At 48.8% G+C, this 19171-nt stretch carries 21 protein-coding genes and 1 pseudogene; 9 read left to right on the top strand and 13 right to left on the bottom strand.

Translation table 11 applies throughout. From position 1 onward, the window contains the following. Positions 1 to 438 precede the first annotated feature (438 nt). From Q0369_RS09240 to Q0369_RS09235, 3 genes are all read left to right on the top strand, one after another. On the top strand, positions 439 to 987 hold the full coding sequence (locus Q0369_RS09240; RefSeq protein ID WP_298099006.1) for a glutathione peroxidase: 549 nt from the start codon (positions 439 to 441) through the stop codon (positions 985 to 987). A 69-nt stretch (positions 988 to 1056) separates the two neighbouring features. Next, positions 1057 to 1278 carry a nitroreductase family protein gene (locus Q0369_RS11240; RefSeq protein ID WP_367178994.1) on the top strand — a complete coding sequence of 74 codons (222 nt, stop codon included), beginning with the start codon at positions 1057 to 1059 and terminating at the stop codon, positions 1276 to 1278. Continuing rightward, positions 1221 to 1502 carry a nitroreductase family protein gene (locus Q0369_RS09235; RefSeq protein ID WP_298099001.1) on the top strand — a complete coding sequence of 94 codons (282 nt, stop codon included), beginning with the start codon at positions 1221 to 1223 and terminating at the stop codon, positions 1500 to 1502. The genes Q0369_RS11240 and Q0369_RS09235 overlap by 58 nt, the downstream gene beginning before the upstream one ends. 724 nt (positions 1503 to 2226) lie before the next feature. Here the strand turns inward: Q0369_RS09235 and Q0369_RS09230 are convergent. The 3 genes from Q0369_RS09230 to Q0369_RS09220 all read right to left on the bottom strand — a co-directional run bounded on the left by Q0369_RS09230 (position 2227) and on the right by Q0369_RS09220 (position 4892). Continuing rightward, positions 2227 to 2517, bottom strand: coding sequence for a hypothetical protein (locus tag Q0369_RS09230; RefSeq protein WP_298098997.1), 291 nt, complete (start codon positions 2515 to 2517; stop codon positions 2227 to 2229). Positions 2518 to 2749: 232 nt separating this feature from the next. Next, positions 2750 to 3583 (bottom strand): dipeptidase PepE, encoded by an 834-nt coding sequence (gene pepE / locus Q0369_RS09225; RefSeq protein WP_298098994.1) that lies wholly within the window; start codon positions 3581 to 3583, stop codon positions 2750 to 2752. Positions 3584 to 3794: 211 nt separating this feature from the next. Beyond that, positions 3795 to 4892 (bottom strand): hypothetical protein, encoded by a 1098-nt coding sequence (locus tag Q0369_RS09220; RefSeq protein WP_298098991.1) that lies wholly within the window; start codon positions 4890 to 4892, stop codon positions 3795 to 3797. Between the two features lie 148 nt (positions 4893 to 5040). Here Q0369_RS09220 and Q0369_RS09215 point away from each other — a divergent pair, with 148 nt between their 5' ends. The 3 genes from Q0369_RS09215 (at position 5041) to Q0369_RS09205 (ending at position 6684) form a co-directional block, all read left to right on the top strand. Then, positions 5041 to 5298 (top strand): MGMT family protein, encoded by a 258-nt coding sequence (locus Q0369_RS09215; protein WP_298098988.1) that lies wholly within the window; start codon positions 5041 to 5043, stop codon positions 5296 to 5298. 543 nt (positions 5299 to 5841) lie between these two features. Next, positions 5842 to 6108 carry a hypothetical protein gene (locus Q0369_RS09210; protein ID WP_298098986.1) on the top strand — a complete coding sequence of 89 codons (267 nt, stop codon included), beginning with the start codon at positions 5842 to 5844 and terminating at the stop codon, positions 6106 to 6108. Positions 6109 to 6162: 54 nt separating this feature from the next. Next, the gene (locus Q0369_RS09205; RefSeq protein ID WP_298098983.1) at positions 6163 to 6684 is read left to right on the top strand and encodes a DJ-1/PfpI family protein; all 522 of its coding nucleotides are present in this window, start codon (positions 6163 to 6165) and stop codon (positions 6682 to 6684) included. Between the two features lie 226 nt (positions 6685 to 6910). On the opposite strand, the pseudogene Q0369_RS09200 reads toward Q0369_RS09205, so the two are convergent. From Q0369_RS09200 to Q0369_RS09185, 4 genes and pseudogenes are all read right to left on the bottom strand, one after another. Next, a pseudogene (locus Q0369_RS09200) lies at positions 6911 to 7348 on the bottom strand (methylated-DNA--[protein]-cysteine S-methyltransferase); the annotation flags it as partial. 326 nt (positions 7349 to 7674) lie between these two features. Next, positions 7675 to 7998, bottom strand: a complete 324-nt coding sequence (locus tag Q0369_RS09195; RefSeq protein WP_298098977.1) for a hypothetical protein — start codon at positions 7996 to 7998, stop codon at positions 7675 to 7677. 45 nt (positions 7999 to 8043) lie between these two features. Next, the gene (locus Q0369_RS09190; protein ID WP_298098974.1) at positions 8044 to 8388 is read right to left on the bottom strand and encodes a hypothetical protein; all 345 of its coding nucleotides are present in this window, start codon (positions 8386 to 8388) and stop codon (positions 8044 to 8046) included. Positions 8389 to 8474: 86 nt separating this feature from the next. Then, positions 8475 to 9197 (bottom strand): CorA family divalent cation transporter, encoded by a 723-nt coding sequence (locus Q0369_RS09185; RefSeq protein WP_298098971.1) that lies wholly within the window; start codon positions 9195 to 9197, stop codon positions 8475 to 8477. A gap of 594 nt (positions 9198 to 9791) precedes the next feature. Here Q0369_RS09185 and Q0369_RS09180 point away from each other — a divergent pair. Continuing rightward, the gene (locus tag Q0369_RS09180; protein ID WP_298098968.1) at positions 9792 to 9914 is read left to right on the top strand and encodes a hypothetical protein; all 123 of its coding nucleotides are present in this window, start codon (positions 9792 to 9794) and stop codon (positions 9912 to 9914) included. Between the two features lie 67 nt (positions 9915 to 9981). Here the strand turns inward: Q0369_RS09180 and Q0369_RS09175 are convergent, their stop codons facing one another. The 6 genes from Q0369_RS09175 to Q0369_RS09150 form a co-directional block, all read right to left on the bottom strand. Further along, on the bottom strand, positions 9982 to 12189 hold the full coding sequence (locus tag Q0369_RS09175; protein ID WP_298098963.1) for an endonuclease MutS2: 2208 nt from the start codon (positions 12187 to 12189) through the stop codon (positions 9982 to 9984). Continuing rightward, positions 12179 to 12892: a hypothetical protein gene (locus Q0369_RS09170; protein WP_298098959.1), complete on the bottom strand. Its 714-nt coding sequence runs from the start codon at positions 12890 to 12892 to the stop codon at positions 12179 to 12181. The genes Q0369_RS09175 and Q0369_RS09170 overlap by 11 nt, the downstream gene beginning before the upstream one ends. A 61-nt stretch (positions 12893 to 12953) precedes the next feature. Beyond that, positions 12954 to 14261 (bottom strand): UDP-N-acetylmuramate--L-alanine ligase, encoded by a 1308-nt coding sequence (murC, locus tag Q0369_RS09165; protein WP_298098956.1) that lies wholly within the window; start codon positions 14259 to 14261, stop codon positions 12954 to 12956. A gap of 493 nt (positions 14262 to 14754) precedes the next feature. Then, positions 14755 to 15324 carry a recombination mediator RecR gene (recR, locus tag Q0369_RS09160; RefSeq protein WP_298098953.1) on the bottom strand — a complete coding sequence of 190 codons (570 nt, stop codon included), beginning with the start codon at positions 15322 to 15324 and terminating at the stop codon, positions 14755 to 14757. Beyond that, positions 15321 to 16562, bottom strand: coding sequence for an ArsS family sensor histidine kinase (locus Q0369_RS09155; protein ID WP_298098950.1), 1242 nt, complete (start codon positions 16560 to 16562; stop codon positions 15321 to 15323). The genes recR and Q0369_RS09155 overlap by 4 nt, the downstream gene beginning before the upstream one ends. Further along, positions 16559 to 17230 carry a response regulator transcription factor gene (locus tag Q0369_RS09150; RefSeq protein ID WP_005870149.1) on the bottom strand — a complete coding sequence of 224 codons (672 nt, stop codon included), beginning with the start codon at positions 17228 to 17230 and terminating at the stop codon, positions 16559 to 16561. Before Q0369_RS09150 ends, Q0369_RS09155 begins: the two co-directional genes overlap by 4 nt. Before the next feature lie 129 nt (positions 17231 to 17359). Here Q0369_RS09150 and dnaJ point away from each other — a divergent pair, with 129 nt between their 5' ends. Both dnaJ and Q0369_RS09140 read left to right on the top strand, forming a co-directional pair. After that, on the top strand, positions 17360 to 18457 hold the full coding sequence (gene dnaJ / locus Q0369_RS09145) for a molecular chaperone DnaJ (RefSeq protein WP_298098947.1): 1098 nt from the start codon (positions 17360 to 17362) through the stop codon (positions 18455 to 18457). A 377-nt stretch (positions 18458 to 18834) separates the two neighbouring features. Then, positions 18835 to 19171: hypothetical protein (locus tag Q0369_RS09140; protein WP_298098945.1), on the top strand; the 337-nt coding region annotated here is incomplete at its 3' end.

Below are 19171 nucleotides of genomic sequence, written 5' to 3'. Positions count from 1 at the left end.
TCTTGCCGATCTTTGCGGCGTTTGCGCTATTTTTGCCGCCTTTTTTGAAAAAATCTGAAAATGCCATGAGCTCTCCTTAAAATTTTAAATGCATTTTAAAACAATCGCGCAAAATTTCAGCTTATGGCGGTGGGGCGGATTTTTAAATTTAAGCCCAAACCTCGAGCTTTGCAAATCGGACGGGAATTCCGTGCCTCATCTTGTTAATTTATACGGCGCCGTTCAGGTTCGCCCGCGCCGTAATAAGGCAATGAAAAAGGATCGTTTGCGCCGCAAGAGGGCGGCCGAATTATGGTAAAATTCGGCAAATTTAATGCAGGAGCGGCGAATGGGACGGCAGATAAATTTTTAAAATCGCAAAAGAACACGCTGAGAACACATTCACTCGCTAAAATTTATTAAAAATTTTAAGGCGAAAAGTGCTACAAAGGAGAAAAAATGCAAATTTACGACATTAACGTAATTACAGGCAGAGGCGAGCAAAAATCTATGGGCGAGTACCGCGGCAAGGTGTTGCTAATCGCAGATACGGCCAGTAAATGCGGCTTTACGAACCAATACGAGGAGCTTGAGGCGCTAAATCAGGAGTTTAAAGACAAAGGGCTTTGCGTGTTGGGCTTTCCTAGCGATAATTTCGCTCATCAAGAACCCGATGACGACGAGACGATAGAGCAAAATTGCAAGCTAAATTTTGGCGTAACGTTTGAGCTGTTTAAAAAAGGCGACGTGCGCGGCGAGAGTGCGATAGAGCTGTTTAAATTTCTAACTTCAAAACAGGGATTTAAAGGCTTTGATGCAGCCCATCCGTTAAGCGCAAAACTTGAAGAATCGCTAAAAAGCAACTTCCCCGAAATTTTAGAAGGCGACGGCGTGAAATGGAATTTTAAGAAATTCGTAGTGGATAGAAACGGCGAAGTCGTAGCGAGATTTGAGCCGACGGCTAGCTTTGAACAGATAAAAGCGTGCGTGAAAAAGATACTAGGCTAAACGGCTGCTCGCGGGCGCTTGAGTAAAGCGCGGCGAGCCTGAAATTAAAATCAAATTTAATGAGAGAAAATGCAACTACTCGAAGCTATGAAAAAGCGTCGAAGTGTGCGCGAATTTAACGCCGAAGTCCCGTCAAAAGAGGAGATCCAGGCGATTTTGGAGGCAGCGTATCTGGCGCCCGCTCTTTTACCACGAAGGACGCTCACATCAGCGTTATCACGGACAAATATCTTTTGCGCGAGCTTGATGCGGTGGCCGCGAAGAAATTCGGCAAAATGCTTGAAAATGTAGGTATGAAAACCAAAACTACGCTTTACGGCGCGCCCGTTGTTGTCTTGCTTTCGGGCAAGCTTGTGACAGAACTGCCGAAGGAATTTGATTGCGTCAAGCTTGAAAATCTACACCGTGGGATTTACTGGGCAATGGGTTCTGTGATGCAAAATATGCAGCTTCGCGCAACCTCGCTTGAGCTTGCCTCGTGCCCGATAAATACAGTCGTTGTTATACTTTTTTAACGAGCCTGTTCTCGCAGCTCGCGCGGGCATCCCCGAGGGATACTCGCCGCTTTGCTCGCTTGCTATCGGTAAAAGCGACGCTAAATGCGAGGAGCGTAAGCCTAGTTGCGATCATTATAAGGTTAGCTATATTTAATTTGCTTGTGCCCTGCCGTTTAAATTTGTGCCTACAACGAAGCCTAATGTGGTGTCTGAGTGGATACGTTCATAGTGGCAACGCTTAAATTCGCAGGCGTTTTAAATTTATAGCCCTTTGCTTTGCGAGCCGTCTGCGGCAAGCGGCGCAAACTAGCGGCGGTGAAGGCGGCTTTGAGGTCGTGCGGCTTACGATGCGGCGGAGCGATTTTTGCTTATATGGACGCCCTTGCGCGAGCGATGCCGCCTTTTCTTGCATAATCAAGCCGTTTAAACGGGGGAAACGATTAAATTCTAAAAGCGCGCGTGATTCAAGCAGCGTTTTTTTTGCGTAAGCGCCGCCTTTGCTCACGCTAGCGATGCCGCCCGTTTACGGCGTCGTAATATTCGGCAGTTTGTCGTCGTTTGGATCAAATTTTAAAATTTTACCGTCCATGCAGCGCTTCGCGTAAAAATAATCTTTGTAAAAAGAAGCGCCGCAGCTAAGCCCGCGACCGATCGCTTCGTCGTTTTTGAGTTTATTTCCGGAGAAAATTTTCCCAAGTAGCCGCGCCCTGATTTTTTGCGAGGGGCCGTAGCGCGATCATATCTATAGCTTCTTGCGTCTCCCGCCCGCCCATGCCTTCGAGATGCTTCGATACATATCGTCGTAAAATATCTTTGCGGGCAATTCAGGCTCTTGCGGCGATTCCAGCGAAATAAAAAATTTGAAACTTTGCTCCCGATCGCTTAAGTTTCGGTGGCCGCCCGCATCGATTTTTACGGCACTATAAGCGCCGCCGCTTTTTTGCACATATACCGTCCCGCCGCAATCAACGAGGATGCTCGCGATGTATGGGATAAAATCGCTAAGTGGCATAAGAAGGTGGATGTAGGGCATTTTGCCTCCGTTTTTAAATTTATGCTTTGCGGTCGCGGCGATCGCACGCCGCTTTAAATCGATGTTTATCTTTTGATCGCGCGCGTCCGCATAGGTAGCGCGCTTTGCCGCGTAAATTTAAAAAGCGGCGCCCGAATTTAGCCGAGCGCCGCAACTGAAATTTAAGCGATTTGCGCATTCAAACGAAAGGCGTGATCAGGCGCACCTCTCGGCTAAATTTAAGCGGGTGCGATCAATACTTAAACGAGCTGCCCGGCTCGATCAACTCGACCTTTTTGTTGTAGTTCATCTTTAGCACCGCGGCGGGTCCGAGCACGGTCGCCTTCTCGCCCTCAAGCCAAAACGCCGTACCCTCCGGCATCGCATAAACGGTCGATTTTTGATTAGCGATCAAAAATTCCTCCAGCCTCTCCTCTCTGCTCTCGCCGTTGTGCCCCACAGGCTTGCCCGAGATGAAGTGCGGATTGATCTGGTGCGGGAAGATGTTGAAGGTATTAAACGACTCGGGCTCGATGATCGGCATATCGTTCGTCGTCATCATCGTAGCGCCCGCGACGTTCGAGCCCGCGCTCCAGCCGATATACGGCGTGCCATCCTCGACCATTTTGCTAATCAGAGCGATGAGCTCGTTTTCGTACATATCGTGCACGAGCTTGAAGGTGTTGCCGCCGCCTACGAATATGCAATCCGCGCTCGCGACCTCCTTCGCGGCGTTTTTAGCGTGATGGACGCCGACGATGTTTAAGTTTAAGCTCGCAAGCGCCTCTTTGACGCGCTTTTCATATTCGTCGTAGCTCCTGCGAAGGCTTGCGTAAGGGATGAAAACGATCTTTTTGCCCGCGAGGTTGTTCTCCTGCGCAAATTTACCGATCCACGACACCGCGTGCGATAGATATTTCGTGTCTTTGTAGCCCGAGCTTGAGAGCAGCAGCGCTCTTTGCTTGCTATGATCGCGCTTTGAGAGCTTAAACGCCTTTTCGCTCGCAGCTAATTCGCTCGTACCGAGCATCGCAGCGCCCGCCGCTAAAGCGGCTACCTTTAGTAGGTCTCGTCTTTGATTTTGCATCTTTTCTCCTTTAATCAAAGTTGATATCTGTTTTGAAATTATATTCCTTTACATATAAAGAGGGGCTGAATATTCGGTTTAAATTTCGCTCGCCAAAAGGCCTCGGCAAGGCAAAATTTTAAAACTATTAAATTTCGAGATTAAGCAAGGCACCGCGTCGTAAAATTTAATGAAATTCATGGCGCCGACACGAGGTTAAATTTAGTGAAATTTACGCTTCGTCCTTTGGAATATAGGTGCTTCGATTAAAAAGATAACACGCTGCAAAAGCGAGAAAACAAGGCGATAACACATTTGAGCCGCTCAAAAGCAAGCTTATTATCCTCTCATTATTTTTAGCGACCAGCGCCGCTATTATGAGCGTAAGTGGATAGAGGATCAAAGCTACGCTGGCTAAATTTTCAATCGTAAAAATCGTCAAAGAAAGGCGCTGGTTTTTTATGAGAAGTTTGCTGTATTTTTTCGTCGGATAGCTCTTTAGATAAATTCGCGTAAAAATATATGGCAAAATCAGCACCGCAGCAAGAGAAAAAAGCCCACCCAGAACGTTATTCACAAAGCTTGCAAACCACGAAACTAGAACCATAAAGCCCACAAACGTCGCGCTAGAGCGTCTGATAAGCCTATGTGTGTCGTAGCGATTTTTTAGATTGCGCGGTATATTTTTAAATTTTACGTCAAGCTCATTTAGTTCGTCTAGTCTTTCCTTTACGGATTTTGCGCTTTGAGCCGCCAGGACGGACTCCCTGCGTAGATCCGGGGTCTCGGAGGCGGGCGTATATGAGCTTTTATTGAAAAAATAGCATATCGTAAAGATTAACAAGCAGATCGGAGCTGCGATAAGACCGTATAAAAATCCGAGAACCTCAAATCCTTCGCCGTCTTTATAAATTGACATCCAAATAAAAAGTAAAATCGGATACAAAAGCAAAACTATGCTGGCAAAATTTTCGATCGTAAAAACCAACAAACTATTCGCTTGATCCTTAATAAAAAGGTTGCTGTATCGCTTAGTCTTAGTGTATCTTAAAAAGCAGATCGTCGCGCATATGGGCAAAACTATTATCGCGACATCACGAATATATATAAAAATTTCAGATGATAATTTTATACCGATATTTGTAAAAAATGACTCTAAATATATTCCCAATATCATTGAAAAATCAAAAGTAGCAAACGCTGATGACCAATACGCCATAATCACGCGTCTAATAAATCTATGTCTATCGTATCGCTTCTTTAAATTTTCAGGGATAGCGGCAAATTTCTCGTCCAGCTCTTTTGTGTCTAATTGAAATTTTTTATCCACAGCTCGCTCCTTTTAAAGCGCTAAATTTTAGAAATTATATCGAATTTAGCGCTGCAAAGCGGCTAAATTTTCGCCCAAATTTAAACGCGAAAGAGTATAATCGCGCCATGGTTTTGACGCAAAATTTGATCTATGAAATTTTACCCTTGTGGAGGAGATCCCCGCGGGCAGGGTTGCTAGCTACGGACAGATCGCGCGCCTGATCGGGCTGCCCGCTCACTCACGGCTCGTGGGGCGCGTGCTCTCGCAAGCAGAGCTCTACGGCGACTACCCGTGCCACCGCGTCGTAAACCACGCAGGCACCTTGGCGGCGAGCTTTGCGACTCAGCGCGAACTGCTAGAGGCCGAAGGCGTGGAATTTAGAGGCGAGCGCGTCCGTATGAAAAAGCACCGTTGGGAGTGCTAAGGCCTAATCGCCGCAGACTGAAGCACGGAATTTGCGGATCGTTTGAAGCGCGAAATTTTGAATTGTCTGCGACCATGGAATTTTAATTTATAAAATTTTTAGATCCGCGCAGGTTTAAGCGGCGTAGCGGCAGCGCTACCGATCGCTAAGAGCCTGCGAGCTTTATTTGCTTGTAGATGCGGCGCAAATCATCATGCGCGAAAAGATAGAATTTTATCTTTTTTACGCGGCGGTTTAAACGTCGCACTAAGCGGCTCCTTGGCAATCAATCCCGCCGCAGTTTTACGAAGCAGATGCGACGCTGCTTATTAGTTTTTTCGCTGCAGGCTTTCGCGCCCGTTTCGGCACCGCTTATAGATTTTAGCTATCGTAAATTTTGCAGCGACCGAACTGGCGACCGAACTATCCGTCCTCGGCGCGTTAAAATTTTAAATCGATGCGGCTTCTGCGGAAGGCGGAGAAAAGGGGCGAATTTTAAAATTTATTTCAGATTAAACGAAAGCCTATATAATCGGCAAAGTTTCATTTGAAAGGTTAAAAAATATGTCTAAACTATCAAAACTCCCGACTCCCGATATCGCCGAGCACGGCGCGTTTTTCCCGTCGCCGTTTTCACTGTCGCAGTTCACGGCACCCGTGAGCGATTTGGCGGATTTTAATTACGAGAAAAAATACGACGGCGATAAGAAAATCCTCATCATCGCGGCCGACGAGCGGTACTTGCTGATGGACAACGGAACCTTTTTCTCCACTGGCAACCACCCCGTCGAGACGCTCGTGCCGATGTATCATCTGGCGCAGGCGGGCTAGGACTTCGAGATCGCGACGCTCTCTGGAAATCCCGTAAAATTCGAGTTTTGGGCGATGCCTGCGAAGGACGAGCGGCTCAAGGGTTTTTTTGAGAGCTACGCGACTAAATTTAAAGAGCCTAAAAAGCTCGCTGATATCGTAAAGAAGGGATTTGACGAGCATTTTGCGCTATATATCCCGGGCGGTCATGGCGCGCTGATCGGGCTTGACGAGAGTCGCGACGTAAAGGCCGCGCTAAAATGGTTTCATGAGCAGGGCAAATACATCATCACGATCTGCCACGGCCCAGCCGGGCTGCTAGCCGCGGCGCTTGACGAGGATAAGTTTTTGTTCGAGGGCTACGAGCTCGTGCTGCTGCCCGACGTCATTGACCGCACCTCGCCCGATATAGGCTACATGCCGGGCCATCTGCGCTGGTATATGGGCCCGCGGCTAGCAAAACTTGGGATGAAAATCCTAAACGAAGGTATCGACGGCGCCGTGCACAAAGACCGCAACCTGCTCTCGGGCGATAGTCCGCTAGCGGCCAATAACCTCGGCAAACTGGTGGCTAAAACGCTTTTAGAGTCGCTGTAAATTTTACGCCGCTAAGGTCGGCATCTCGGCATAAAATTTTAATTTTTACGCGGCGGAAAAATTTAAAATTTCAAAGCGTGCCCGCTTCGGCTTTAAATTTAATGATCGCCGTCCTGCGCGCGGTGTAATCGTTTAAAATCGCCGCTCGCCTTCGATTTGCAAGCGATGCGCTGTGCAGCGTCTAAATTTGAGTATTCAAATTTTATCGCACTTTTGCGCGCGAGCATTAAAATCTTTTGCGGCCTTTTAAATTTGCCGCTTTACGGCGCCGTGCTATTTGGGGGCGTGAAAAAAATCCTCGCATATCGACGCCCCCTGGCTGCAGTAGCTTGATTTTCCTATCGATGCCACCTGCGTAGCCCGTGAGGCTGCCGTGCGTGCCTACGACGCGGTGGCAGGGGATGATGATCGAGATCTCGTTGTGCCCTACGGCGCCGCCCACGGCTTGCGCGGACATCTTCGCCAGCCCGCGTGCCGAGGCGATTTCGCGCGCGATCTGCCCGTAGGTCGTGGTTTTGCCGTAAGGAATTTTGAGCAAAATTTCCCACACGGCGCGCCTAAATGCCGAGCCCGCGGGATTTAGAGCGGGCGTAAAACCCGGCTCGTGTCCGCTAAAATACAGATCGAGCCAGCGCCTAGTTTGATCGAAAACAGCCAGGTTTTTCTCCTCAAAAATCCGTAATCAGAGCGTTTGCAGCCAAAACATCCGCGCCGTATTTCGGCTCTGTTTGGACCGGTAAATTTTTAAATCGCGCGACAAGACTATTCGTATCGAATTTTTTGCCCGCATCGTTCGAAATTTTTACCGAAAAATCGACCGTATCAAATTTTCCGCTCGCGCCTTGCGCCGAAAGATTGGTGACGCGAGGTTTTTCGCTCGCATCCTGAGCCGCAAAATCGTTCGTGAAGAATTTTTCGCTCGCTATAAGTGTGTGTGCGCAGAATTTGCCGTCCGCGCCGTTCGCCGCTTTTGCCGCAAAATCGCTCTTTTCACTCTTTTTCAGCGCCGCAAAATCGCACCGTGTTTCGCTCGCGGCGTGCTGCTTTTTTGCGAGCAGATCGGACGCTATCCCGCTTTTTATCCGCGCCGTCTTTCGCCTCTAGCGCATGACCTTTCTCGTAGTAGCTCTCTCTCGCAGCGGCATCTGTTTTTGCCGCAATATCGCGCGCGCAGAATTTGCCGTCCGCGTCGCTTGCCGCGAGAGCGTGCGCGTAGTATTTCTCGCCCTCGAACCACAGTCCGCAAAGCCCCGCCCCATCGCCCGCAAGCGTGATTTTACCAAGCGGCGAGTCGTAATATGCGATAAATTTCATCGTTGCTCCTGTTTTGCGATTAAATTTAGGCGTCGCAAGCAGTGCCTAAATTTCCCAAATTTCTAAAATTTGCGGACAGATTTTAGCTACGCTTTGTTCAAACTCCGCCTTTTGCGCGGCGCTCGAGTCGCTAATGGCTTCAAATTTGCAAAAAAGCTCGGCGATCTTTAGCCAGCCCGCAAGATTTAGATCAAATTTTTCCAAATTTGCTTCGGACAAAAACTCCAAATCATGGTCGTAAAACGCGATCTCGCCGCTAGAGCTTAGTAGCCAAAGATCGCCGGTGCCGCTATCTGCAAAGATACAAAACTCGCGCAACAGCTTGCTATCGCCCTCAAAAGGAAATTTCGCCGCATCGTTGCAGCGTGCGATCTCGTGCTCTTTCAGCACTCTAAAATCGCCCGCAATCTCCCTGCCGAGGTATCCGCCTAGGATATTTTTAAGCTCGTTTTTGTTTAAAATTTAACTCCTCCGCTTTAGTTTCGTTTTTTGGCGTAGAGCATAAGAAAGCCGACCATCGCCGCGAAAATCACGCACATCGCAAGCGTCACGATGAGCGTGCCGTGCGCCGAGCCGCTTAAAAACAGCCCCGTCGTGTTCATCCCGAAAAAGCTCGTGATGAAATTTAGCGGCATCAGCAGCGACGAGATGATCGTGAGAATGTAGATGTTGCGGCTAATTTTGTCGTTTTTGAGCCCCTGGATGAATTGATAGATATCCTCGATCCTGACGGCATATTCGCTCATCACGCCTTTAAAAACGCCCGCTTCGTAGGCGTAGTTTTTCAGCTGCTTTTTCAGCGCCGGCTGCTCGTTTGCGCAGATGAGAAGCGCCTCGTAAAAATGCGAAATTTTGTTTTGAAATTTGCGGATTTCGTATTTTAGGACAGAGTGCTTTTTCATAAATTTTGAAAAATCGCCGCGGCGCGTGTAGATTTTTTCGTAATTCTCAAGCTCTGCGGAGTGCTCTAAAATTTTATCGCGATATTGTGCTAGGATCTTTTTGACGACCGCGAAAAACTCCGCCTCGCTGCTAGGTCGCACCTCGCCGTTCGCGTCATCTTGCGAATAGATCGCGCCCGAATCAAAAATAAAGCGGTAGTTTTGCTCGCGTGGCGCGTCCGTTACGAAATATACATACTCGCGATCCTCGGCATAGTAGTAGCCTGAAACGCTGCGCTTTTCGGTAATCGGGTTCAATTAAGCCTCCTTATTCAATCGTTTTAAATTTACGAAATTTCAGAATTCCGCCGCCGATCAGAATTTTGAAATTTCGCCGTCAATGGGAATTCTAAAATTCCGCCGCCATTTAAATTTTATCGTATTTGGAATTTCAAAATTCTTTTGCGCTTGGAATTTTAAAATTTTGTGAGCTGTAAATTTCGGCTAAATTTTAAAATTTCGCATGCTGCAATTCAAGCCCTATTAAAATTTGACGCGAGCCATAAGGCTCGCCCCTTGAGCGTGCCAGGGGTTGGGGGATTTTAAGGGGGAAGGGGAGCGCCTCGCAAGTAGCGCCCCTTCCCCCCTTAAGAGAAAACGCCGCCACGACCTAAATTCCATAGGCAGAATTCTACATAGAGAAATTTTAAATTTATTACAAGATGAAATTCTATTTTGTAAATTATTACAAAATTTTATGATATAGCCTAGCTCTCGGGTGCATTATGCGCAATATTCGTAAGGGGGCGGCGCTCAGAGTTGCGAGGCGCACCCGCCCCCTTACCAACCTCCACCCGCGCGACGCTAGAAGGGCGAGCTACGCTCGCGTTATTTAAATTGCGGCTACGCCGCATGAAATTTCAGCGAAAAGCCATGCTACAAATTCCACGGCGAAATTCTACGTTAAAAGCACCCGTGCTTTTGCAAAACCTCGGCGAAGGCATAGATGAAATGGAGCGAATTCCGCGTTGCTAGCATTCGCGTCTGAGGCGAAAAACTTTTGAGCCGAAGCTTAGAGCTAAACGAGTCTTTAAACTAAATCCTAAAGCGAGACGACCTTTGAGCCGAAGCCTCCTTCTGCGGGCGTGCCGTCGCGAAAGCCCTTGACGCTTGGGTGCGATTTTAAAAACTCCTTGACCGCGAACGCGAGCTTGCCCGTACCGATGCCGTGCTTGACGATGATCTCATCAAAGCCCATCACGAGGCTTTGGCTGATAAATTTATCAAGCCTGCTGATTGCTTCCTCGGCGCGCAAGCCGTGCAGATCGAGCACGAGCGACGCGGAGGCGGGCTTTTGTACCTTGATGCTGATGTTTTTTATGGGTGCCGGTGCTGCACCGCTGCGCTTTAGCTCGCTAAGCGGCACACGCAGCCTGATACCGTCGCTTAGCATCAGCGCCTGGGTTTTGCTGAGCGATAAAATTTCGCCCTTGATCTTGCCGTATTTTACGCGATCGCCCACTTTAAAGCTTTGCGGCTCGGGCGTGCTGAGTTCGGGCTGCTGCACGGCCCGTGCGAGCTCGTTTGCGCGGTTTATGGCGCGCTGCTTTTCGCGCACATCGCTTAGGCTCACGCTGCGTTTGGCCTCCGAAATGGCGCGGTAGTATTCGTTTTGCAGCCTTGAAAGCTCCGCCTTCAGCTCGCTTTGCGCGCGCTCGCGCTGATCTTTTAGAGCCTCGCTTAGCGCGTCTAATTTCTCCTCTTTTTGCTGCGTCTGGGCTAGTTTTTGTTTTAACTCAAGCTCTAAATTTATCGCTTTTGAGATCGCTTCGTTTAGGTTTTCTTTGTTTTCGCCGTAGTTTTTGCGCGCCGCAGCGATCAAATTTTGCGCTATACCGTAGCGTAGCGCGGTTTCAAAGGCATATGATTTGCCGATCGTGCCCTTTAAAAACTCATATTTCGGCGCGCTGTTTTTCTCGTCGTAAAGCGCCGCCAGTAGCTCCACGCGCGGATCTTTTGCCAGCAGCATCGCCAGGCGCTTGTGATGCGTGGTGATGATCATCTTCACGTCGCCGCTTATCAGCTGCTCGATCATCGCGCCGTATAGGCTCGCAGCCTCCTCAAAATCAGTACCCAGCTCGATCTCATCGACGCCGATTAAAATTTCTTTGCGCCCGAACAGTTTGCTAAAGGCAACCATCCTGCCTGCGAAGGTAGAGATGTCGTTTTTGGAGTTTTGCGGATCCTCCATTATAAGCTCGAACTCCTTAAAGGTGCCGATGCGGCTGAGGCTTGCGCGAATAGGCATCGGAAGGAGGTATTTGGCTAACAGTGCCGCGCTTAGAATGCTTTTTAAAAGCATCGATTTTCCGCCCGCATTCACGCCGGTGATGAGCAGAATTTTACCGCTAAATTCTACGCTCACGCGCTTTGGATTTTTAAGCGCGGGGTGAGCGAAGCTGTCTAATACGATGTCGCGCGAGGGCTCGGGCAGGACGAACTCGTAATCGCTCGCTCTTGCCATCGCAGCGCGCGCAATCAGCGCGTCAATCGCGTCGAAAGCGGCGTTTATAAATTTCAGAAAGGCTAAGTTTTTATTAAAAACTGCGCTAATCTGCTTGCAATGCTCGAATACGATCTGCTCTTTTTTATCCAAAATCGCGCTTTGAGCGGACTTCAGAGCTGCGATCGCGTCTGGAAGCACGTAAAAATAGCCTCCGCTTGAGCGCGCTACGACGCTGCCTTTTAGCACGTGATTAAAGCCGCCGCGCACCAGCAGAGCCTCGGTGTCGCTTATGTAGTGGATCTGCGTGTCGGCAAGATAGGGCGAAAGGGCTTTGGAATAGATCAGCCTTTTTAGCGTCTGCTCGATCTCGTCACGCTTTATCTTAAACGCCTCGTTTAGCGCGCCGAAGCGCTCGTCTATCGCGTCGCGAAAGCCGCCCTGGTCGTCGAAATAATCCTTTAATTGCGCGATGGGCTCAGGAATTTCGATCTTTGCAAGCCAAGCGGCGAGTTTGCCTTCGAAGGGCTGCTTTTTGAGATACAGAAAATATCGGACGATCTTGCTGAACTCGTAAATTTCGCTGATATGAAGCACGCCATGCTTTGAGATGCGCATCAGCGCGTCGTCTAGGTTCGCGACGCTCTCGCATTGCGCCAGATCAAATTTCGTAAGCTCTGAAATTTTTTCAAAATTTAACTTGCTATCGCCGCTTAAAAACAGCGGCTTTTCACGCGCCAAAAAGCTTTTAAATTTGGCTAAATACTCGCTCAAATCGAGGCGTGTAAAGAGTTCGTCACTGATCATAAACGCACTCTTTGATCTTGTAGGTTTTGCCTTTAAACTCCGCGCCCGCGCTCTTTTTGGCGATGAAAGCGCCCAGCGAAAAGGAGTAGGTGAAGCTCTCTCGCGTTACGATCTGCGCGGAGCCTTGCTCTTTGTCTGCGGCGAAATTTTGCGTAGCTTTAGAATTTTGAGCGGAGTCTTGAGGATCGGAGATTTGCGTGTCGCTTTGTCGCATGGAATTTTGCGGCGCGAGGCTCTGCGTATCGTTCTGCTGCGTAGAATTTTGCGAAGTAGGGCTTTGTGCGGAATTTTGCCCGCCCGAGACGGCACCGTTTATTTGCGCGGCTGAAGCCTGCTCGTTCGTTTGCGCGGCGGAAGCGGCTCTGTCCTGCGCGTTTAAATTTACTTCGCCGGCTTGCACGCCCAAATTTTTCGCATCCGCGCCGCGTGTTTCGGGAGAGGAATTTGCCGCGCCACGCGTTTCGGAAGTGAAATTTATCGCGCCACCGCATCTTAATCTGGCGCCCGCGTTAAATTTAAAAACCATCTCCTCCTCAAGCTTGGCGGAGCGCTCGCTCGCGCTTTCGTAAAGATACGCCCCTGCGCACAGCAGAACGATCAGCGCCGTGGCGATGATTTTAGCCCTTTTGCTTAAAATTTCGTCCCGCACGAAAAAGATCGCCGCGATAAATAAAAACGCGAAAATAAACACCAAAAATCTCAAATTTTATCCTTGCCCGCCCGTAGCGGAGTTTGTCTAATAAATTTGGCGAGAGCTTTCAAGCTTAAAATTCTCCGCGTAGCTGATAGGTGATGTCGCCTGCGCCAAATCCGATCACGAGCCCGTCGTTTATGATATGACGAACGCCGAAAATATCGCTAAATTCTATCTTCTCACCGTTTCTAAAGACCCGCTCGGTAAATAGCGCGCCCAGTCCCTTAAACTCCTCTTTCAGATCGATGCCGTTGCTAGGCTCGCCCGCGGCATAAACGGGCAGCACCACGAGCTCTTCTACGCCCGCAAAGCACTCCTTAAAAGCGTTTAAATTCGCCTTGAGTCTGCTCCATCGGTGCGGCTGAAAGATCGCCGTGATCTTGCTAAGCCCTAGCAAGCTAGCGTATTCGCGCGCGCTTTGCAGCGTCGCTCTGATCTCGGTGGGGTGGTGGCCGTAGTCGTCTATGAGCACGAAGTTTGGGGTAGCGCACAGGATGTCGAAGCGCTTTTTGATCCCTTTGTAATTTAGTAAATTTTTACGGATCTGCTCTAGCCCCGTCTCACACGCCGCGGCAAGGATCGCTAGCGACGCATCTATGGCGATGTGCTTTCCGAGCCCGTAAACCTCGAAGCGTCCGAGCTCTTTAAGATTAAAACTCATAAACGGCTGATGATCGCGTAGCAGCACCTTTAGATCCGTTATATCGCGCGAAGGAAAGAGCTTGATACAGCCGAGCTTGATGGAGCTTAAAAACTCATCCTCGGCGTTTATCACGCGGATCTTGGCGCGCTCCAAAAAGCCGCGATACGCCGCGTGAAATTTATCCAAATCGTTGTCGTAATGATCCATATGCTCGGGCTCGGCGTTGGTTACGACCGCGACGTAGGGGTTGGAATTTAAAAAGCTAGAATCGCTCTCGTCGGCTTCAAAGATGATGTTTTCGCTATTTTCATATTTCATATTCGAGCCGAACTGCTTGGAGATCGCGCCGATGATGACCGAGCCGTTTATCAGCGCCGAGGTTATCGCGCTCGTGGTGCTTTTGCCGTGCGCGCCGGCGACTGCGAAGACGCGCTTGTCTTTTAGCACGAAAGGCAGGGCCTCCTTGCGCGAGAGGCAGACGATCCCTTTTTTGCGCGCGGCTTGCAGCTCGACGTTGTCCTCTTTGATCGCGGCGGAGTAGATGACGATCTCCTGATCCTTGATCGCCGAAGCGTCGTGCGGCGTGATGATCTCCATACCGTCCGCTCTTAGCTTGTAAGTCGTCTCGCTCTCTTTGATATCAGAGCCTGAGATGATAAAATTTTTCTCGTGTAAAAATCTCGCTAATGCGGAGATGCCTATGCCGCCGATGCCGATAAAATGAACCTTTTTCACCTTTATCCTTAAATATTATAATAGAAAATTACGTTTAAATTTTTAAATCCCGCGCCGGCGAAATTTAAAAATTTAAACCATTTCACGCCTTGAAATTTGCCTCTAAATTTTACGAGCTCGCCGCGTCGCGCAACCCCGTCTCGCTACTTTCGAAAGTGCTTTTAAAATTTAGCGATCTAAATTTGCCTTTAGAATTTCGCTTTTTAAAATTTAGCGCTCGAAATTCCGCTTTGAAACGGCGGCGCTTAAATTTTACGGCTTAAACCAACCCTTAAACCTCGCGGCTAGCGAGGTGCCGTTTGTCGCCGCGCCTGCCGCATTTACCGCATACCGAAGCCGCGTAAATTTCGGTAAATTTCATCGCGCGCCAAACTATTTAAATTTACGCCTCAAATTTCGCCGCTTGGGCTTTGCGGCAAAACCTATTCGCCGCTTTGCGCTTTAAATTTATCCGATAAATTTACCCGCATAAATTTAAAATTTCGTCGAAATTTTAAATATCGGTGCGCCCGTTGATCGCCTTTATTAGCGAGAGCATATCGACGTTGTCTAAGCTTACGCCCGTAGGCACGCCTTGAGCGAGCTTGGTAAATTTCAAACTCAGATCCGCGAGCTTATCCTCGACGTAAAGCATGATCCCGTCTGAGTTGATGCCGGGCGTCAGCGCAAATATCAGCTCGCGCGCGCCGTTTCGGCTCACCATCTCGCGCAGCGCCGCGATTTTATCTTCGTCAGCGGCGTCTAGCACGAAGTAGCGACCGTTGTAAATTTTATTACTCTCTAAAATAAAGATGTCTTTTGGATTTTCGACGATGCAAATTTTATCGCTCTCGCGCTCCTCATCGGCGCAGTATTCGCAGATCTCGCCCTCACATACCGCTCCGCAGATGCGGCATCTGTGCAGTCCGCGCACCGCCTCTTCGATATTGTGCGCTAAATTTAGCCCCAAAAAGGAGTTTTGCACGCTTACGTAGTAGGCAAAGCGTAGAGCGGACTTTTTGCCCACGCCGGGGAGCTTTTCAAAGCTCGCGACGAGCTCTTCGAACCTGTCTGTGCCGCTCATATGGCGCCCTTCGGCGAAAAGACGATCGAGAAGTAGTGAGTGCCGTCGCTGTAATTGTACTCAAAGCGGAATTTGTGTAGCTCGCAAATTTTATCGATGATGTAAAGCCCGAGCCCCATGCCGGTGGCTTTCTCGTCTTTATTTCTAATGAAAGCCTGCTTGTAGTGTTCGAAAGACTTCGCAAGGGCCGCGCCGCGGTTGGCGACGCTTACTTTGTTTTCATCGCAGATGATGCGGACTTTTTTATCGCTGGAGTATTTTAGGGCGTTATCGATTAAATTTTTAATCGCCAGCGCAAATAGCCCGAAATCCACGTTTATCACTGCATCGCACTCGATATCCGTGCTGATGAGCTCGTCCCAGTTATCGAGCATCGACATATCTTTGACCTGCTCTAAAATGAGGCTAAAATGATAATCCTGATAGTTGAGCGAGTAGCTTTTTGAGAGCAGTTGCTCGATTTTAGCAAACTCGTTGATTAAAATTTCAAGCCGCTCGAAGACATTGACGAGCCGCTCTTTTTGCGTTTCGTCATCGAGCATTTCGGTGATTAGCCTGCCCTTGCCGATCGGGGTTTTAAGCTCATGCATGATGGTGCGTAAAAACAGCTGGCGCGAGCGGATCAGCTCTTGAATTTTAGCAATCGCATTGTTAAATTCCTGTGCGACCTGCCCAATCTCGTCTTCACTATGCGTGGCGGCTAAATTTACGTCCAAATTACCTTGAGCGAATTTTTTGATATTTTTGCTTAGTTTTTTTAGCGGCGTGAAGCTTCGCACTATTGATAGATAAAGCGAGATCAAAACCGCCATCGTAAGCAGAAATCCGACCCAAAGCGGATCGTTTAAATTCTTCGTGCCGAGGCTTTCGAAAACCACGATAAAAGAGTTGTTTTTTATATTTAAAAACAGTGAATTATTATACTCGACCGAGCTAAACTCGCCGATAGAAGTGTCTTGGACGAAAAAAATTTTACCGCTCGTGATGATGTTTTGGATGATATTTTTGTCTTTTACAAGCTCCAAGCCATAGCTGGAGAAGTAGCGCTCAATATCGCTGGGAGGGGCATTACGCTTGTATAGCTCAAGTAGATTATTGACTGCATTTATTTGATTGGCCTGCATGCTGCCTAGAGCTCTATTCATCTGCATCCGTGCGAACGTGATGAAAAGCACGCAGACTAAGATGATCGCGATTACAAAAAAAACCGAAATTTTGGTGATTAAGGAGTGCTTCATCCGATGAGCTTGTAGCCGATACCGCGAACCGAAAAGATATGCTTAGGCGCTTTGGAGCTGTCGCCGATTTTGGTGCGTAGGCGCCCGATGATGACATCTAAGCTCTTTGAATCCTTATCTTTTAGGCTCTTGCAATGGTATACGAGCTGCTCGCGGGATACCGAAAAGCTATGCTGCTTGATGAGGTATTCTAAAATTTCATACTCCGCAGGCGTTAGCACGAGCGACTCTTCGCCGAAGTAAATTTCATGGCGCTTATCATCGATGCGAAATACGCTATCCGTGGCGGTTTCTTCCTTTTCGCTGGCTTTTTTGTAGCGGCGGATTAGGCTCATAATGCGCGCGTGCATCTCTTTTGGATCATAAGGCTTTGGCAGGTAATCGTCCGCACCGATCTGAAGACCTACGACGCGATCGCTTACGTCGCTTCTAGCCGAGCTGATGATGATCGGGATATCGTATTTCTCGCGGATCTCTTTGCAGACTTCAAGTCCGTCCATCCCAGGAAGCGTAAGATCCAAAATCAGTAGATCGTAGTTTTTGATCCCAGCGCTAATGCCCAGATATGGGTCTTCGAAGTTTGTAACTTGGATGTTAAATTTAGCCAGATATTCGGTTAGAAGCTGTGCAAACTCGCTGTCGTCTTCTATCATCAATACATTTATCATTTTTTATCCTTTGCATCGTTGATTTGAAATTTTAAATATTGCATTATACATAAAAATAGTTAAGTCTTAACTTGCGTTTTATTAAATTTAGATAAAATTGCGCCTTTTGTATAGTTCAAGGAGAATTTCGTGGAAGAAGATTATTATGAAATTTTAGGCGTGGCGCGCGATGCTGACGCCGAGACGATAAAAAAGGCATTTCGAAAGCTCGCTTTGCAATTCCATCCCGACCGCAACCAAGGCGACAAGGAATCGGAGGAGAAATTTAAAAAGATCAACGAAGCGTATCAAATTTTAAGCGACGATCAAAAGCGCAGGATGTATGATCGCTACGGCAAAGAGGGCATCAGCGGCGCATACGGCGGCGCGGGCGGCGGCGGAGGATTTGATTTTAGCTCCATTTTCGGCGATTTTTTCGAGCAGGCATTCAGTGGCGGCGGTCGCTCGGCTCGTCCTAGCGATCCATACGGCATAGATACCGAGCTAGCCGTAACGCTGGAGTTTAAAGAGGCTTTGGAAGGCGTTCACAAGGAGATAAAATACAAAATCAAAAAGCCGTGCCCTACTTGCGACGCTACCGGCTCGAAGGACAAAAAAAGACATACTTGCTCCGCTTGCGGCGGCACGGGGCGCGTCGCGGTCAGGCGCGGATATATGAGCTTCATCCAAAGCTGCTCCGAATGCGGCGGCACGGGTGAGATCGTAAAAGACAGATGCAAGGATTGCGGCGGCAAGGGCTTTACCGAAGAGGACGTGAGTCTTAAATTTGACATTCCTGCAGGTATCGACGACGGACAGCGCGTGCGCCTAAGCGGCAAGGGCAACGTTTCTAAAACCGGCGAGATCGGGGATCTGTACGTGATAGTGCGCGTTAAGGAAGACAGCCACTTCCTACGCGACGGAGACGACCTGTATATCGAGGTGCCGGTATTTTTCACGCAGGCGATCTTGGGCGAGAGCATCGAGGTGCCGACGCCGCGCGGCAAGGCGGAGCTGAAACTCAAAGTAGGCACCAAGGATAAGCAGCGCTTCACGATCTACGGCGAGGGCGCGCCGAATATCCGCACCAAGAAAAACGGCGATCTGATCGTGCAGGTAAACGTCCAGACGCCTAAGAAACTCAGCGAGAAGCAAGAGGCGCTTTTGCGCGAGCTTCAAGAAAGCTTCGGCAGCAAAGGCGGAGACGACGAGGGGATACTCGATAAAATCAAGAATTTTTTCAAGTAAGCTGCTTTGATTTGCCTTGATTTGCCTTGCGCGGCGATTGTTTAAATTCTAGCTTGGCGGGCTGCGGAATTTTAAATTTAGCCGCTGTTCGTTTGGTCCTCCGCTGCTTGTTTGCTCGCTCGCTAGCCGTCGTTCATTTGATCGTAGCTTGTTTGATCTTCGCCCGCTGCTTCATGTGATTAACGCCTATCGTTTAGCCACCGTTTGCTAAGCGCTCTCTGTCTGATCGTCGCAAACACTGCGCGGCTTTATAAGGCAATACTTGCGAGTAGAATTTTATCCGTGTCTGCGGCGATCTTTGAATGCTACTGCGACGTTAAACGACGGCTCGGAGCGGTTCGCGACTGCAAGCGACTACAAATTCAAAAAGGACGAAAATGGATCGCAAAAGCGGACCTGCAAATTTCAGATCCGCGGATGATGAGATGTTTGCGTTTTTATCGAGCTTGGGCGATTGCTGGCAGGTGAGCGAGGGCGGAGCGCGCTTTATAGAGGAAAATTTTACCTTCATCGGCTCCAAGCCCGTCTTGCGGGGGTTGAGAGATTATGCGACCGCGGACTGCCTGAGCTTTGCCGGTGCCGGGAACTTCATAGACGCAAACCCCGCGGTAAAAGCAAGGATTTTGAGCGGCGAAATCTACTATCTAGGCGATAATCTGACGAGCGCCGAGGTTAAATTTGCGCCCGAATATTTTTACGATTTTTTAAAATTTA

It is taken from the genome of uncultured Campylobacter sp. (assembly GCF_938030685.1).
Lineage (GTDB): Bacteria > Campylobacterota > Campylobacteria > Campylobacterales > Campylobacteraceae > Campylobacter_B.
Note: the sequence above shows the minus strand (reverse complement) of the source record. Positions and strands in the feature narration are given on the sequence as shown.

Coding starts and splice junctions, on each gene's coding strand:
- pepE (WP_298098994.1), bottom strand. CDS start 3,583: ATGCAAAATCAAAGACGAGACCTACTAAAGGTAGCCGCTTTAGCGGCG.
- Q0369_RS09175 (WP_298098963.1), bottom strand. CDS start 12,189: ATGATCAGTGACGAACTCTTTACACGCCTCGATTTGAGCGAGTATTTA.
- Q0369_RS09230 (WP_298098997.1), bottom strand. CDS start 2,517: ATGCCCTACATCCACCTTCTTATGCCACTTAGCGATTTTATCCCATAC.
- Q0369_RS09205 (WP_298098983.1), top strand. CDS start 6,163: ATGCCTGCGAAGGACGAGCGGCTCAAGGGTTTTTTTGAGAGCTACGCG.
- Q0369_RS09210 (WP_298098986.1), top strand. CDS start 5,842: ATGTCTAAACTATCAAAACTCCCGACTCCCGATATCGCCGAGCACGGC.
- Q0369_RS09180 (WP_298098968.1), top strand. CDS start 9,792: ATGAAATTTCAGCGAAAAGCCATGCTACAAATTCCACGGCGAAATTCT.
- Q0369_RS09195 (WP_298098977.1), bottom strand. CDS start 7,998: ATGAAATTTATCGCATATTACGACTCGCCGCTTGGTAAAATCACGCTT.
- Q0369_RS09150 (WP_005870149.1), bottom strand. CDS start 17,230: ATGATAAATGTATTGATGATAGAAGACGACAGCGAGTTTGCACAGCTT.
- Q0369_RS09240 (WP_298099006.1), top strand. CDS start 439: ATGCAAATTTACGACATTAACGTAATTACAGGCAGAGGCGAGCAAAAA.
- Q0369_RS09155 (WP_298098950.1), bottom strand. CDS start 16,562: ATGAAGCACTCCTTAATCACCAAAATTTCGGTTTTTTTTGTAATCGCG.
- Q0369_RS11240 (WP_367178994.1), top strand. CDS start 1,057: ATGCAACTACTCGAAGCTATGAAAAAGCGTCGAAGTGTGCGCGAATTT.
- recR (WP_298098953.1), bottom strand. CDS start 15,324: ATGAGCGGCACAGACAGGTTCGAAGAGCTCGTCGCGAGCTTTGAAAAG.